Origin of the sequence: Blautia sp. AF17-9LB (assembly GCF_003479185.1) — a bacterium.
Classification (GTDB): Bacteria; Bacillota; Clostridia; order Lachnospirales; family Lachnospiraceae; genus Fusicatenibacter; species Fusicatenibacter saccharivorans.
Map to the genome: position 1 here is coordinate 412,917 of NZ_QUGU01000001.1, position 14,515 is coordinate 427,431.

The 14,515-nt window shown below is 48.8% G+C and carries 11 protein-coding genes and 6 tRNA genes; 6 read left to right on the forward strand and 11 right to left on the reverse strand.

Annotated features, from left to right (window positions below; translation table 11 throughout):
• Positions 1-70 precede the first annotated feature (70 nt).
• The 6 genes from DWX00_RS01945 to DWX00_RS01970 all read left to right on the forward strand — a co-directional run bounded on the left by DWX00_RS01945 (position 71) and on the right by DWX00_RS01970 (position 764).
• Positions 71-142, forward strand: a tRNA-Glu gene (locus DWX00_RS01945).
• Between the two features lie 52 nt (positions 143-194).
• Positions 195-266: transfer RNA gene (locus tag DWX00_RS01950), tRNA-Glu, on the forward strand.
• A gap of 52 nt (positions 267-318) precedes the next feature.
• Positions 319-390, forward strand: a tRNA-Glu gene (locus DWX00_RS01955).
• A 52-nt stretch (positions 391-442) separates the two neighbouring features.
• Positions 443-514 (forward strand) — tRNA-Glu (locus DWX00_RS01960).
• Positions 515-567: 53 nt separating this feature from the next.
• A tRNA-Glu gene (locus tag DWX00_RS01965) sits at positions 568-639 on the forward strand.
• A 53-nt stretch (positions 640-692) separates the two neighbouring features.
• Positions 693-764 (forward strand) — tRNA-Glu (locus DWX00_RS01970).
• Between the two features lie 123 nt (positions 765-887).
• Here DWX00_RS01970 and pepT read toward each other — a convergent pair.
• From pepT to DWX00_RS02025, 11 genes are all read right to left on the reverse strand, one after another.
• Positions 888-2,105 (reverse strand): peptidase T, encoded by a 1,218-nt coding sequence (pepT, locus tag DWX00_RS01975; RefSeq protein WP_055217684.1) that lies wholly within the window; start codon positions 2,103-2,105, stop codon positions 888-890.
• A gap of 16 nt (positions 2,106-2,121) precedes the next feature.
• Positions 2,122-2,433, reverse strand: coding sequence for a metal-sensing transcriptional repressor (locus DWX00_RS01980; RefSeq protein ID WP_022463104.1), 312 nt, complete (start codon positions 2,431-2,433; stop codon positions 2,122-2,124).
• Positions 2,434-2,512: 79 nt separating this feature from the next.
• The gene (locus DWX00_RS01985; protein WP_055228568.1) at positions 2,513-3,271 is read right to left on the reverse strand and encodes an arginase family protein; all 759 of its coding nucleotides are present in this window, start codon (positions 3,269-3,271) and stop codon (positions 2,513-2,515) included.
• Between the two features lie 17 nt (positions 3,272-3,288).
• The gene (locus DWX00_RS01990) at positions 3,289-4,164 is read right to left on the reverse strand and encodes an ABC transporter permease (RefSeq protein WP_055217680.1); all 876 of its coding nucleotides are present in this window, start codon (positions 4,162-4,164) and stop codon (positions 3,289-3,291) included.
• Between the two features lie 14 nt (positions 4,165-4,178).
• Positions 4,179-5,144, reverse strand: a complete 966-nt coding sequence (locus DWX00_RS01995) for an ABC transporter ATP-binding protein (protein WP_118594582.1) — start codon at positions 5,142-5,144, stop codon at positions 4,179-4,181.
• Positions 5,131-7,677: a hypothetical protein gene (locus DWX00_RS02000; RefSeq protein WP_118594569.1), complete on the reverse strand. Its 2,547-nt coding sequence runs from the start codon at positions 7,675-7,677 to the stop codon at positions 5,131-5,133. Before DWX00_RS02000 ends, DWX00_RS01995 begins: the two co-directional genes overlap by 14 nt.
• Entirely contained in the window at positions 7,674-8,807 is a 1,134-nt protein-coding gene (locus DWX00_RS02005) for a sensor histidine kinase (RefSeq protein WP_055228565.1), read from the reverse strand. The genes DWX00_RS02000 and DWX00_RS02005 overlap by 4 nt, the downstream gene beginning before the upstream one ends.
• Complete coding sequence (locus DWX00_RS02010) at positions 8,797-9,495, reverse strand: response regulator transcription factor (protein WP_022462401.1); 699 nt, start codon at positions 9,493-9,495, stop codon at positions 8,797-8,799. The genes DWX00_RS02005 and DWX00_RS02010 overlap by 11 nt, the downstream gene beginning before the upstream one ends.
• A 149-nt stretch (positions 9,496-9,644) precedes the next feature.
• On the reverse strand, positions 9,645-10,973 hold the full coding sequence (locus DWX00_RS02015; protein WP_118594570.1) for an MATE family efflux transporter: 1,329 nt from the start codon (positions 10,971-10,973) through the stop codon (positions 9,645-9,647).
• Between the two features lie 210 nt (positions 10,974-11,183).
• Positions 11,184-13,514 (reverse strand): ABC transporter permease, encoded by a 2,331-nt coding sequence (locus DWX00_RS02020; protein WP_118594571.1) that lies wholly within the window; start codon positions 13,512-13,514, stop codon positions 11,184-11,186.
• A 14-nt stretch (positions 13,515-13,528) separates the two neighbouring features.
• Entirely contained in the window at positions 13,529-14,227 is a 699-nt protein-coding gene (locus tag DWX00_RS02025; RefSeq protein ID WP_117802463.1) for an ABC transporter ATP-binding protein, read from the reverse strand.
• Positions 14,228-14,515 lie beyond the last annotated feature (288 nt).

The window sequence follows — 14,515 nt, forward strand, 5'->3', positions numbered from 1 at the left end:
TGAAATTTTTTAAATTTTTTTCAAAAAACACTTGCATTTTCTCCAGACATCGTGTATTATAAGCGAGTACGGTTCGTTGGTCAAGAGGCTAAGACGTCGCCCTCTCACGGCGAAAACAGGGGTTCGATTCCCCTACGAACTGCTGAAGGTTCGCAGGATGCCTTCTCTCTTAAAAATCCTGTTTTAAGCGACATGGTTCGTTGGTCAAGAGGCTAAGACGTCGCCCTCTCACGGCGAAAACAGGGGTTCGATTCCCCTACGAACTGCTGAAGGTTCGCAGGATGCCTTCTCTCTTAAAAATCCTGTTTTAAGCGACATGGTTCGTTGGTCAAGAGGCTAAGACGGCGCCCTCTCACGGCGAAAACAGGGGTTCGATTCCCCTACGAACTGCTGAAGGTTCGCAGGATGCCTTCTCTCTTAAAAATCCTGTTTTAAGCGACATGGTTCGTTGGTCAAGAGGCTAAGACGTCGCCCTCTCACGGCGAAAACAGGGGTTCGATTCCCCTACGAACTGTTGAAGGTTTCACAGAGTTCCTTCTCTTTTAAAAATTCTGTTCTATATCATATGGTTCGTTGGTCAAGAGGCTAAGACGTCGCCCTCTCACGGCGAAAACAGGGGTTCGATTCCCCTACGAACTGTTGAAGGTTTCACAGAGTTCCTTCTCTTTTAAAAATTCTGTTCTATATCATATGGTTCGTTGGTCAAGAGGCTAAGACGTCGCCCTCTCACGGCGAAAACAGGGGTTCGATTCCCCTACGAACTGCTTTTAAACGGAGCCTGCATGGCTCCGTTTTTTGCTGTGCTGATTTTTTTCTTCCTATCATAAACGCCAGTAAAAAAGCCCGGCAGTTTTCTGCCGGACTTTTCCTTTTTTCTGACAACTCTTTTATTCTGCGTAGATCTTAACCAGTTCTTTCAGCATTGCCATCGTCTTTTCCATCCCCTCAACGGTAATGTGCTCATACGGTCCATGGCATGCATATCCGCCGGTTCCGATGTTCGGGCACGGCAGACCCATGAAGCTTAAGCGTGCGCCGTCTGTGCCGCCGCGGATCGGAAGAACAATCGGCTCCATGCCGGCTCTTCTGGCTGCCTCTTCGGCATTCTCAATCAGATGGTAGCAAGGACGGATCTTCTCAGCCATGTTGCGGTACTGCTCTTTGATCTCCAGTTTTACCGTTCCCTCGCCGTATTTTTCATTCATTGCTTTTTCAATCCGGCGCAGATTCTCTTCTTTTGCTGCAAATTTCTCTGCATCGTGATCACGGATGATGTACTCGGACTCGGCATGTGCCACATCGCCGGACATACTGGTCAGATGATAGAAGCCTTCATATCCTTCGGTATTTCTCGGGGACTCTGCTTCCGGCAGAAGAGACTGGATCTCGCTTGCAACAGCGATTGCATTGATCATCGTGTCTTTTGCTCCGCCTGGGTGGATGTTAAATCCGGTCACCGTGAATTTCGCTCCGGCTGCATTGAAGTTTTCGAATTCGATTTCTCCCTCTGTGCCGCCGTCCACGGTATAGGCAAACTCCGCGTCAAAGCCTGGAACATCAAAAAAGTCAGGGCCTTCACCGATCTCCTCATCCGGTGTAAATCCGATGGAAATCGGACCGTGCGGGATTTCTCCGGCAAGAAGGGCTTCTGCCAGTGTCATAATCTCTGCCACGCCCGCCTTGTCGTCTGCACCGAGCACCGTTGTTCCATCGCTTGTGATCAGCGTTCTGCCGGCCAGGGATGGAAGATGCGGGAATACCGAAACCTCCAGTGTTCTTCCGCTGTCAGCCAGCTTCAGATCCTTTCCGTCATAATTTTCATGTACGATCGGATTTACCGCATGATCTGCAAAATCAGATACCGTATCCATGTGTGCGATAAATCCCAGTTTTGTCTTTCCTTCGTATCCTTTTGTTGCCGGAATTTTTCCATAGACGTAGCATTTATCCTCTACACGGACATCCGATACACCGAGCGCTTTCATTTCTTCTGCAAGCTGGTCTGCCAGGACTCTCTGACACTCGGAAGACGGATGGGTTCCGCTCTTCTCATTGCTCGGTGTCGGCACTTTAACATAATTCAGTAATCTTTCATATGCTTTCATTTTCTTCTTCTCCTTCTTATTTCATCAGCTTCTGGATGGTTTTACAGAGCTCATCCACGGCGCCTTCTTTTCCCTGCCGGATATCCTCCACAACGCAGGATTTGATGTGGCTGGAAAGCAGTACCTTGTTGAAGCTGTTTAATGCAGACTGGATCGCGGATACCTGGGTCAGGATATCGACGCAGTAGCGGTCGCTCTCCACCATTTCCCGTATTCCGCGCACCTGGCCTTCAATTCTCGAAAGACGGTGGATCAGATCTTTGTATTCTTTTTCGTCCCGCACTTTTTTCCGGTCGCATTCACTGCAGTGTGTACAACATTCACCCATGAGGTTTCCTCCTTGTGTTCCGTCACTCTATATACCCCGTCTGGGTATGAATTTATGATACTCTTTTGCCCAGACTTTGTCAATCTTCGATTTTTGCCGCAAGCGCGCCGTACAGCTTCTGGTTTACCAGACTTGCCGCGCTGCACTCCGCCTCCGGCGCGTTCGCCGACGGCTCTCCGCAGAGATCGACCGCGAGCACCTTTCTCCCCGCAAGACAGTCCTTTGCAAGGGACAGCAGCTCATCCACACGCACATTTCCCTGATCCCAGTTCGTATCAAGCTCCTCCTTTGACAGAATGTCCTTATCGACCGACAGATATACCGGAAATGTTCCCGCATGGGATGCAAAAATCTCTTTGATCTTCGCCGCTCCGCTTCCGTCGTCGAGCTCTTCCTGTGTCACAAACCAGACATGCTCCATCGCTTCTGTCTCCCGCACCGACGCCTCCGGCGGGCCGATCACACAGATTCCTTTGATGTTTTGATACGCCCCGGCAGCATCCCGGATCCAGGAACCGCAGGAGAGCACCGGAAGAAGCGCCGGCGGCTGCATATCGGTATGGTGGTCGAATACGGCTAAAAACAAATCTTCTTTTTCAAGTCCCAGCAGCAATTTGCTCATATAGTGATAATTGCCGGAATCCAGAAGGCGGATCCGCGGCAGCTCTTTCGTTTCTTTTTTTCGGCCAAGTTCCGCTTCCAGAAACTGCTCCGTCTCTGGATCGAGATAACCGTCAGTTCCCCGGAGCTCTCTTAGATCCCAGATCTTTCCCGCCTGCTCCCAGGCATATCCTTCGGACTCATAAATTCCGGAAAGGCTAAAACAAAATGGTTTCATCTTCTCTTTTACTCCTGTTATTTATTTAATGGATTCAGCTTTCTTCCCGCCGTCACAAGAAGAACGGCTGATATCAGAAGCTGCAGAACGGCACTCGCCTCCGGCAGATAATGGATCAGCGGATTCTGTCCGTAATTTCCAAGCAGATAGCAGAGCTGTTCCATCTCTCTTCCATTCCCAAGCTGGCGGCTGATGATCCCCGCAAACGAGGTAAACGGATTGAAAAGAAGAAGGTAAATTACACCTCCTACATCAATCTGCTGATAAGCTGCCGTCATCTCCTGCTGCAGCAGTCCTGCGTAGTAGGCAAGCCCCGTGCAGGCGCATATTCCTACGACCAGAAAAACGACAATGACATAGGAAAGAACGGTCGCCAGTGTGGTCCGCTTAAAAACAACCGAACAGAAAATGCCGATACTGCCGACAAAAATCCCGGTCAGAAGAAGGCCTCCCGCCATCAGAAGCAGTCCGCCAAGGCCGATACCGCCGAACACCACAACAAGGGACAGCACCGGCAGTGCCGAAACCGTCAGTATCAGAACAACGCCAAGCGATGCCTCCAGCTTTCCCGTAATGATTCTCCACGGGTTCAGGTTCGTCGTCAGCAGCACATCCAGCGTTTTTTTCTCACGCTCCAGCGAAATGCTTCCTCCCGCAACCGCCGGAACCGAAAGGACAACGAGAATAAACAGAAGATACGTCATCAGAATATAGCAGTTCATCGGAACGCTGTAGCTGACCGGTGCCAGATAGCCAAGCTGGCTGCTCTCCCCGAAATAGCAGACAAACGCAACCACGGCAAGCAGCAGATTGCAGACAAAAATAATCCAGGAAATCCGCGATGACCGCGAGTTCCGCTTCATTTCTTTTTCAAATACAGGATTTAACCGCACGTTTCGTTCCCTCCTTATCCGATCGTGTTTCCGAACGTTTCTGTGTTTCGGCTCTTCTGTTCCGTTTCCCCGGTCAGATGAAAGAACAGGGACTCCAGGCTGTTGTGTTCCCGTGCAAATGAAACCACAAGGATTCCGGCATCCACCAGTTTCTGCAGCAGATACGCCTCCTCCTCCCGGCTTCCCGAAAACCAGGCCGCAATCTTGTTTTCATCCACAGAAAGGCGGCTGACCTGCGGATCCTGCCGCAATAGTTCCAGCGCCTTTGGCACCTGGTTCAGCACAGTGATGCGCAGCGGATTGGAGCTGTCGACCGCAAGCATAATGTTTTCCAGCTTTCCCTGCTGTACCATGACACCTCCGTTGATGACACCGATGCTGGTGCACAGATCTGCTAATTCCGAAAGAATATGGGAGCTGATCAGAATCGTATAATCCTCCCGCGCCAATCGCTGCAGGAGAAGCTGAAAATCCTTTCTCGAACGCGGATCCAGACCGGAATTCGGTTCGTCCAGCACCAGAAGCTTCGGTTTATGGATCATCGCGCGCGCCAGACAGAGCCGCTGCTGTATGCCCCTTGAGAGCGAATCCACCATCTGCTCCTCTTTTCCCGATAGTTCGACCATCTCCAGCACTTCCCGCGCACGGACGGTTCCTGCCCGCCCGTAAATTCCATACGATGCGGCAAAAAATTCCAGATACTCTATCACGTTTAAGTTTTCATAAACGCCAAAGAAATCAGGCACAAAGCCGATCAGGCTTTTCTGCTTCAGAATATTTTTTGTCGTCCGCACGCCGTCCAGCCACAGATCGCCGCCGTCGCTCTTTAAAAGCCCTGAAATAATGCGCAGCGTCGTTGTTTTTCCCGCACCGTTCGGTCCGACAAAGCCGTAAATATCGCCTTTTTTTACTTCCATATCAAGACCGTTCAGGGCATATGTTTTTCCGTATTTTTTGGTCAGTTTCTCAATTTTCAGTATCGGCATTTGGCTCCTCCGCTAACAGGTTCTCCAGATATTGCTCCGGTGGGATCTCTTTCGCCTTTACGATCAGATTCGGTGCCTCATAGTATCCATAATTTTCATGATACTCTTCTCCCTTTTCCTCTTCGGAAAGACGGTACCGCACACGGATCTGGTTGTCCGCATTCACATACTGCGCCTCCAGCGCCGGATCACTCGCAAAATCGATCTCCCAGTCGGAAATTTCATCATACGTTCCCGTCTGAAAATTGTACAGCTCAATGATTCCATTGAAATTCCGGATCTTGGTCCCATCCTCCGTGCGGGCTTTCTCGAAAGCAAGCGAAAGAATGGTTCCCCGTTTTCCTCCCCCGCCGGTTTCTGCCGCCTGGATCTTATCTTCTAACGCCGTCATCGCATACGGCCAGAATGCAGGATCATAGATTCCCTCGGAATCCGGCTGCATCACGCCTTTAGCATACATTCCATACAGACACCAGATGTTGTTGTTTTCAAAGACACCGTTCAGATAATACGTTACTTCTGTTTCCTCTTCCGAGATTCCGCCGGAATTCGGTCCCATTTCAAAGCTTACCGTGTTTCCGCCGTCCCATCCGCTGTACTCCTGCGCATACGGACAGTACACAACGCCGGCCTCTTTCATGTCCACAAACACTTCCTGATAGTAATACGAGATTCCATACGCTTCGTATCCGCTGTCAAGCTGGAACGTATCGTCATTGCCTGCCAGCTTTCCAAAGAAAAGGCAGTTGTCACTCCGGTTCGGCATGTGATTATAGATGACGCCGTCCAGATAATTTTTCTCTATCTCCGGCAGATCTTCTGCCGCACTCCAATTTCCGAAATCCCGCACGCTGTCCGCTTCTATTCCATCCAGCGTGATCGTCTCCCCGTTTTTGATGTCTCCAATGAGGGCACAGTAACCTGGAACGGCGATCACACAGCTCTCCAGATCATAGCCTGTCTTATTTTCCACGGTTCCGCTGATCTTCTGATCCCAGAAATGAAACGTGCCTTTCAGTCCTTCGCCTTCGTCCAGCGTTTCCATCCGCTGCATGCCGAACTCATTCAGGGCAAATGCAGCCTGATTGGAAATTTCTGCCCTGTTTTTCTGTTCTCCGAAACTGATCTCCGTCTTTTCATATTCCGCATCCTCCGTTTCCGGCTGTGCCGTGCTGTTGGACATATAGTCCATACGGTTGTACGTCACCAGATCGTAGGACGGATCCAGATACAGCTCATAGGAAGCATTGTACGGCGCCTGTGCACAGAAATTAATGTAATCTTTCTGGTATGTATCGTACTGCCAGATTTCTCTTACATACGTCAGCACCGGGGCCTTGAGCCTCGTGCTCTGGCCAAACAGACTGATCAGCATAACAAAGACGGCCGAGCAGGCACAGATCGCCCCCCAGAGATACTGACGTTTTCCTGTTTTTTTCAAAAAGAAATACAATCCCGGCCCTGCCAGAACCAGATAGACCAGAATCAGGCCGCCGTACAGCACCGTATTCGGACGGTTCCGGATCCTAGTGTTTTCCAGAAGATCGGAAATCGTATAGTATTTCTGATAATTCGTATTTCGTTTTGCCAGAAGGCGGCTGGTGGTCTCTTCGTCCAGAATATTTTTCAGAAAATCTACCGGCGCTTCTTTAAACGCACTGCGCTGGCTTTCCGCAAATGTCTCGTTTCCCGAAAAGGTAATCAGAAGACCTCCCTCTGCCTGCCAGAGATCAATTTCTTTCTGGATTGTCTCATCCAGTTCTTCTTTTGACTGCTCCAGAAGGATCAGCACATCCGGCGAATACGACTCCGCAAGCCCGACAAGCTCCTCTGCCCGGACAGATGCAGCTTCCACCTCATAAATCCCGTCGTTCAGCGTAACTCCATTCAGCTGCTGCCCGTAATTAGTTTCTTCTTCCACAACGCAGACTTCCACCTTGGACTGGAAGAAGCCTTCACTCGAAATCGTTTCTTCCCGACTGTACACCGTGTCCCTCTGGCTGTTCTCCAGGCACAGGACACAAAAAGACGTATTTTCCACCAGAAGCCCTGCCGAAAAAGTCTTTGTAACGGTTCCGTTCGCCGGAATATAGATTGGAAAACGGTACGTAAAAAGGCTGTTTCTTCCATCGCCCGACCGCTTGACCCCCAAAAACAGTTTTGAGAGAATGCCTTCTCCACTGTTTCTGCGGTAAATCGATTCCGCGGCGTTTTTTATCTGAAAAACAAAGTATCCTTCAAATTCAACAGCGCTCTCATTTGTGATTGTCACACGAATCGGTACGTGATTCCCATCCTGATAGTTTCCTTCGAATCCATAAGAAAAATCAATCTGGTATTCCCCTGCGTAGCTGTTGGCAAGAAGCTGCTTTTCTTTCCCGTCGCTTCTTCCGCCATCCGACGGCGTGTTCTGATAAAGTTCTGTCCGCGTTGTCATCGCAGACACCCTCTGAACTCCCGCCAGAAGCAGAATCAGCAGCAAAATACCGGACAGACAGCAGATTTTGCTTCTTCTTTTCCTGTTCATCGCTTTTCGTCCTCTTTCTTCCCCTTTGGCATTCCGACCGGCAGTTCCACCTCAAAGACGGTTCCCTGCAGATCACTTTTTACCCGCACCTGTCCGTGATGCAGTTCCGCAATCTGCTGTACAATCGCAAGTCCAAGTCCCGTCCCGCCGGTATCGCGGCTCCTCGACTGCTCTGTCCGGTAAAATTTCTGGAAAATATGATCCAGTTCCTGTTTTGGAATGATCCGTCCGTAGTTAATGACACGCGTGACCACATATTCGCCCTCTTTTTCCATTGAGACGCGGATCTGTTTTCCCTCTTTTCCGTATTTGACAGCATTGTTCAGCAGATTTCCAAAGAGCCGTGCCAGCAGCTCACCGTCCGCCTCGAGAAAAATCGCATGTTCCGCATGCAGAAATTCCACCTGAAGCTCATTTTTTACAAAAGACGGCGTCATCTCGTCGAGCATCTGCTCCATCAGCTGCACCAGATCAAGTTTTCCGAGATGCAGCTGCATCTCTTTGTGCTCCAGCTTGACGAATCCAAACAGTTCGTTCGTGAGCTGCTCCAGACGGAGTGCTTTCTGATAGGCAATATCGATATAATGATTTCTCGTCTCCTCATCCAGATCCGTCCGCGTGCGCACCCAGCCGAGATAGCCGATAATCGAAGTCAGCGGCGTACGGAGGTCATGTGCCACGGATGAGACGAGATCGTTTTTCGTATGCTCCGCGATCCGTTCCCGTTCCATAATTTCCTTGATATTCTGCTGCATCGTATTTAAGTTCTCCGCCATCACAGAAAACTCGTCATTTCCCTTTACCTCGATCGGATGATCAAAATCCCCTGCTGATATCTCCTTTACCTTTTCCAGAATCTTCCCAATGTATCGGATGGTTTCGCGCATCAGGAAATAAAAGGTCAGGCAGAACGAAAGCAGCGCAGCCGCCGTCAGAATCATCGTCCGCACCGATGGGCGGAGGCCTCCCGGTCCGATCCAGGCGCTCCGGTAACCGATGTTCATCAGTCCATTGCCGAAAAAGGTCAGAATCCCGTCGGTAAGCGTCACTACAAGCACCGTGACAAGTGCACTTACAATCAGATCAAAGACCATCCTCTGGCTGAAGTTTTTTATAAAATCAGGCTTCAATTTTGTATCCCACTCCCCAGACTGTTGTAATAATCTTATCTTCTCTTGTGTCGTCTTTCATTTTTCCGCGCAGACGGCGGATATGTACCATAACCGTGTTGTTCGCCTCATAGAATTTTTCATGCCAGACGCGCTCGAAAATTTCGTCTGTACCGAACACGCGGCCCGGGTTGGAGGCCAGCAGATACAGAATATCAAATTCGATCGGTGTCAGCTTGATGCTTTCTCCGTAGCAGACAACCTGATGGGTTACCTTGTTGATTTCCAGATGCTTTAAGGAAATCACTTCCTGGCGCTCGTGCGGCTTCGACGGATTCAGTTCGCGGTAGCGGCGGAGCTGGGATTTTACACGCGCCATCAGCTCCAGCGGATTGAACGGTTTTGCCACGTAATCGTCTGCTCCCGTTGACAGACCGACGATCTTGTCGATATCCTGCGTTTTGGCACTTACCATGATGATCGGAATGTTGTTCGTCTCCCGGATGCGGCGGCACATCGCAATACCGTCCATATCCGGCATCATCACATCGAGCAGCACCAGGTCGATTTTTTTCTCCTCCAGAATGCGGAGTCCCTCTTTTGCACTGTACGCTTTTAATACCTGAAATCCATCGCTGATCAGATAAATTTCCAGCAGATCCGCGATTTCTTTTTCATCATCCACAACTAAAATATTTGTTTCTTCCACGTCGTTTCCATCCTCTCTGTTTTTAACTACCGTAATGGTACCATGAATATTCAAAAAAATCTTTACTTAATTCTTACGTCTGTATTATCTATTATAAAAAGAAAAGCCGCCTTCCACAAGAGGCCGCTTTTCTTTTCTTCTTATATTTTTTATCTTCGTACTGCGCGGCGGTATACCACAAGAGAAACCGCTGCGGAAATGACCTCTGTGATCCAGAAGGCGTGCCATACGAAAACGCCGCCTCCCAGATGGGACAGCAGGTAAGCTGCCGGGAGAATGACAATGACATTTCGGCAGAGGGAAATGATCAGGGAAGATCCACCTTTTCCGAGTCCCTCCAGCGCACCGGAGGATGTGATGGAAACTGCCGAAATCAAAAAGCCCGCGCTGATGCGTGTCAGTGCCTGTCCGCCAAGACGGATGGTCTCCGGATTGCTGCTGAACAGTCCGATCAGCTGTTCCGGAATGGCAAGGCAGATGCCGGTTCCAATAAGCATGATCACCGCACACATAATCAGGGTGATCTCATAAATCTTCCGCACACGCTTATGCTCGCCTGCGCCGTAGTTGAAGCCGATAATCGGGCGCATGCCCTGTACAATGCCGTTTGCTGTCAGATAGATGAACGTCTGCAGCTTGTAGTAAATGCCGAGCACGACAACGTAGCTCTGGGAATACACGGCCAGGATTCCATTCAGTGCGGAAATCAGAAGAGACGGCAGCGCCAGGTTCAGGATCGCCGGGACGCCGATCGCATACAGTCTTCCGACCAGATTTTTTCCTTCTTTTAAATATTCCGGATGGATTTTGACCGAAATCGGGCGGATCTTGTAAATGATCCAGTAAATCACGACCGGTGTCACCTGACCGATGCCGGTTGCAAGCGCCGCACCCTCAATTCCAAGACGCGGGAACGGTCCGATTCCGAAAATAATGAGCGGATCCAGAATGATGTTGACAATACAGCCGACCATCATACCGGTCATCGTCACTTTCATCCGGCCGACTGCCTGAAAAACCTTTTCAAAGTAAAGGTTTGCCATGATTGCTATGGTAAACAGAAAGATAATCCGTGAATACCGGACACCAAGATCGATGACAGTTTCGGAAGAAGAAAACATCCGCAGGAAACGCTCGATGACCAGAAGGCTTCCGATCGTTAAAATAACCGCATGCAGCATGGTAAGGGCAAGGCCCTGTGTTGCAGCACAGCCGGCTGCCTTTTTGTCACCCGCTCCCAGATAATACGAAATCACCGCATTCAGTCCGATTCCAAAACCGATGGCAACGGCATTTACAAAATTCTGTACCGGATAAACCAGGGAGAGCGCCGTCATGGCATCTTCGCTGATCTGTGCGACAAAGAAGCTGTCCACAATGTTATATAAGGAATTGACCAGCATCGAGATTACCATTGGAAGCGCCATCGAAACCAGCAGTGGAAATACTGGCTTTTCTTTCATAAAGTTTTCGTTCATTATTACCTCCATTTGTGATCTTTTCTGTTGGTGGGCTTACGTGCAGGCACGGACTTTGCTCCATTGCCACAAAAAAAGCCACGCAATTATCTGCTTTCGATAATTGCGTGGCGAAAAGAACTTTATTACAAGTTGAAAAATCCACACCAAGTTTGAGAGCAATATACCACACTTTGCCCGGGCTTGTCAAGATTTCTCCTGTAACTTTTTTTATTCTACATTTTTCAGTGCCTCGTCCATCGGAATCTTTTGGATGTGGCGGAACTGCAGCACAGCGATAACAGCATACGCCGCAAGGCCCATCAGATACATTTTTCCGTAAATTGCCGGATCAATATAGTATGTCAGCCAGCCGCTGTACTCGGAAAGCATAATGACATAAATCTGGCGGATCAGCGCGGAGGCAATGATCAGGCTGACACCGATTGAGACGATCACAACCCAGGTTGTCGCCGTCAAATACAGACTCAAAATTTCCCTGTTCTCGTAGCCGAGAATCTTTACCATCGAAATCGAAGTCGTATTCTTCTCGATGATCAGCTTCGTCAGCAGATAAATCAGCAGCATGAACAGTACAATCGAGAAAACATTGATCAGCTGGAACATTTCTCCCATCGACACATTGAGCTGCCGTGAAATCTTTGTCATATCATCTTCCGTAATTTTCGTCGCGATATACGATTCCTCCAGGTCCGTGATCGGCTCGTTAGAGAAATAGCCGTTAAAGTAGTCCTCTGGATGATCGAATTCCTCGCAGAAGACATCCATCTGCAGAAATACCGCAAGGGCTCCCGGGTAGGCATAAATGCTTTTTACTTCAAAGCTGTACGTTTTGTCCTCATATGGCTCTTTCAGTTCCAGTGTATCGCCGACTTTCATTCCATATTTTTCGGCATAACCGTCGGAAATCGTCACGCCGTCCTCAAACAGTTCAGCGGAAACATATTTGCTGTCTTTCTGAATTCCATATACCGAAATGCTCTCGCCCTCCCGGTTTTTCGGAATATTTTTCAGCGATGTAAGAGCAAACGTTTCCACGCCTTCCGTATTTGTCTTCAGCGATGGCGTCAGAAGTTTCTGCACAATTCCCATCAGCGTGTACTCATCATCCTCATCGATCGGATCCGGAACATTTAAAATATACTGGTAATCTGCCAGCATATTTTCCACCGCCTCCGTCTGGTAATGTGACAGCAGCGGTTTCATCATCATACCGAACAGCAACAGAATATTGGCAAATACGATACCGAGAAACAGGGTAAAGTAACTCGATTTGTTCTGCAGCAGGATCCGCAGACGAAACCGCGAGAAGAACCGGAAGTTCGGAAGACGCACCGCATGGCTTTTTCCTTTCTTTGCAAAATCGTGGCGCAGAAAACGCAGCGGTGACAGACGCAGACGGCCGGAAATCAGCACCGCGTTGATCACAAACATCAGAATTGCCGGAATTACGGTCGTGAGCAGAAATGCATTGGCATTCCACCGCGTCTGATATGTCGGCAGACTGTAGCTTCCATAATACATACCGGCGCAGATATCTTTAAACACGGTGTATCCCAGAATATTTCCAATCACCGCCGACAAAATCGTAATCAGTACCGGCAGGGACAGATAATGCAGCAGAAGTTCCCGTCTCGTATAGCCGGATGCGCGCAGCGTTCCGATCACCGACGCTTCTTTTACAATCGTATTGTTTGTCGTAACTGCAAAAATGAACGCCATGATGGCAATCAGGATGTACAGCAGTACCTCCACCATCACCTTGTCACCGCCCATATCGTCGCCGGTAAATTTGATTGCCTGATTGCCGTAGCGCGGCAGATAACCCGTCAGCGAGGAATGAGCCGCCAGAACCTCGACGAAATCATCGGACCATTCTTTTTCCTCGTTTTCATCTTTCGGTTCCGTATCATATTTCCAGGAATAGCAGTATTTGATATGGTCATCGGTAATGGCATCATACCCTTCTTCGGTCATGATTCCCACACCGAATTTAACCGCATCGAACATCATGTCACTCGAATTGCTGAACAGCGCACTGTAATCCGAAAGTGCCACAAGACCGGTAACCGTCAGTTCTTTTTTATCAACCGAGATCACATCACCGACCTGCAGGTCATTATTGTCCGCATACATACGGTCAATTGCAATTTCATCCTTCTGCTGCGGCATTTCGCCTTTCATCAGGCAGACCAGATTGACCTCTGTTCTGTTTTTAAAAAGACGGATCGTGCTCTCTGGTTCCGAATCCAGATCCGTGTCGGCATCTTCGTCTTTATAGAAATTCTCGTAAATCGTTACCTTCTCTTTTTCCAGCCGTGTTCTCTGGTTGTCGGTGAGCTTCTGTTCTGTTGTAAAATTTCCGTTTTCCACGTTGTATTTTTCAAAGCTTTCATCGTAAGCATACAGCATGCTCTCATCCGCAACGAGAAAACCGGACACAAAGCCAATCGTCGCCGTCATAAACAGAAAAATAACGAGATATTTTCCAATATCGTTCTTCAGTTCCCGCAGCAGGCGTTTTCGTAATGGATTTTTCATACTTCCACCCCGCTTTACCAGTCCAGATCGCCGGCGGCGATTTTGGTCTCATTGACGTAGTTTTTACGGATCTGGCCGTCGCGCAGACGAATCACGCGGTCCGCCATGTTTTTGATCGCATCATTGTGTGTTACCATGATGACGGTGTTGCCGTACTTCTGATTGACGTCCTCGATCAGCTTCAAAATTTCTTTTGAAGTATGGTAATCGAGTGCACCTGTCGGCTCATCACAGAGCAGAATGCTTGGATTTTTGATGATAGCTCTTCCGATTGAAGTACGCTGCTGCTGACCGCCAGAGAGCTGGTTCGGCAGCTTGTCGCGGTGGTCATAGAGCCCCAGTGTCTTTAACAGATCGTTGATGTCGAGCGGATGATCGCTTAAGTATGCGCCAACTTCCATATTTTCTTTCACCGTCAGGTTTGGAATCAGATTGTACATCTGGAAAACGTATCCTAAATGTTTTCGTCTATACCGTGTCAGCGTTTTTTCATTCATATCCTCAATTTTTTCGCCTTCAATCACGATCGAACCGCTGTCCGCCTCGTCGATTCCGCCGATAATATTCAACAGTGTCGATTTACCGGAACCGGATGGACCGAGGAGAACACAGATTTCACCTTTTTCCACAGAAAACTGAATTTCCTTTAAGACCTCCACACGGCTTTCACCGGTTCCAAAACTCTTCTTCAGGTTATTAATCTCAAGAAACATAACTTTCCTCCCTGCATCTTTTTTCCTGAGTGTGTAAGAGTCTGTTTTGTGTTAGACTCTTCTAACCCCATAATACTGCTTTTTCTGTGAAATGAAAAGCGCTGTTAATGAGTATTTTTTCTCATTAGCAGCGCTCTTTCTTTTATTTTTTAACAGTAAAAAACCATCGGATCTCTCCGATGGTTTTTCCGATATACCTTCAAAACCGCATACACTACACATCTATCATTCCATTTTTTGTGAACACAACCATTCAGGTCAAGCCCTCGACCGATTAGTAACAGTCAG

Bases quoted from the DNA above. Each gene is read 5' to 3' on its own strand.
- pepT (WP_055217684.1), bottom strand. From the start codon at position 2,105: ATGAAAGCATATGAAAGATTACTGAATTATGTTAAAGTGCCGACACCG.
- DWX00_RS01980 (WP_022463104.1), bottom strand. From the start codon at position 2,433: ATGGGTGAATGTTGTACACACTGCAGTGAATGCGACCGGAAAAAAGTG.
- DWX00_RS01985 (WP_055228568.1), bottom strand. From the start codon at position 3,271: ATGAAACCATTTTGTTTTAGCCTTTCCGGAATTTATGAGTCCGAAGGA.
- DWX00_RS02000 (WP_118594569.1), bottom strand. From the start codon at position 7,677: ATGAACAGGAAAAGAAGAAGCAAAATCTGCTGTCTGTCCGGTATTTTG.
- DWX00_RS02015 (WP_118594570.1), bottom strand. From the start codon at position 10,973: ATGAACGAAAACTTTATGAAAGAAAAGCCAGTATTTCCACTGCTGGTT.
- DWX00_RS02020 (WP_118594571.1), bottom strand. From the start codon at position 13,514: ATGAAAAATCCATTACGAAAACGCCTGCTGCGGGAACTGAAGAACGAT.
- DWX00_RS02025 (WP_117802463.1), bottom strand. From the start codon at position 14,227: ATGTTTCTTGAGATTAATAACCTGAAGAAGAGTTTTGGAACCGGTGAA.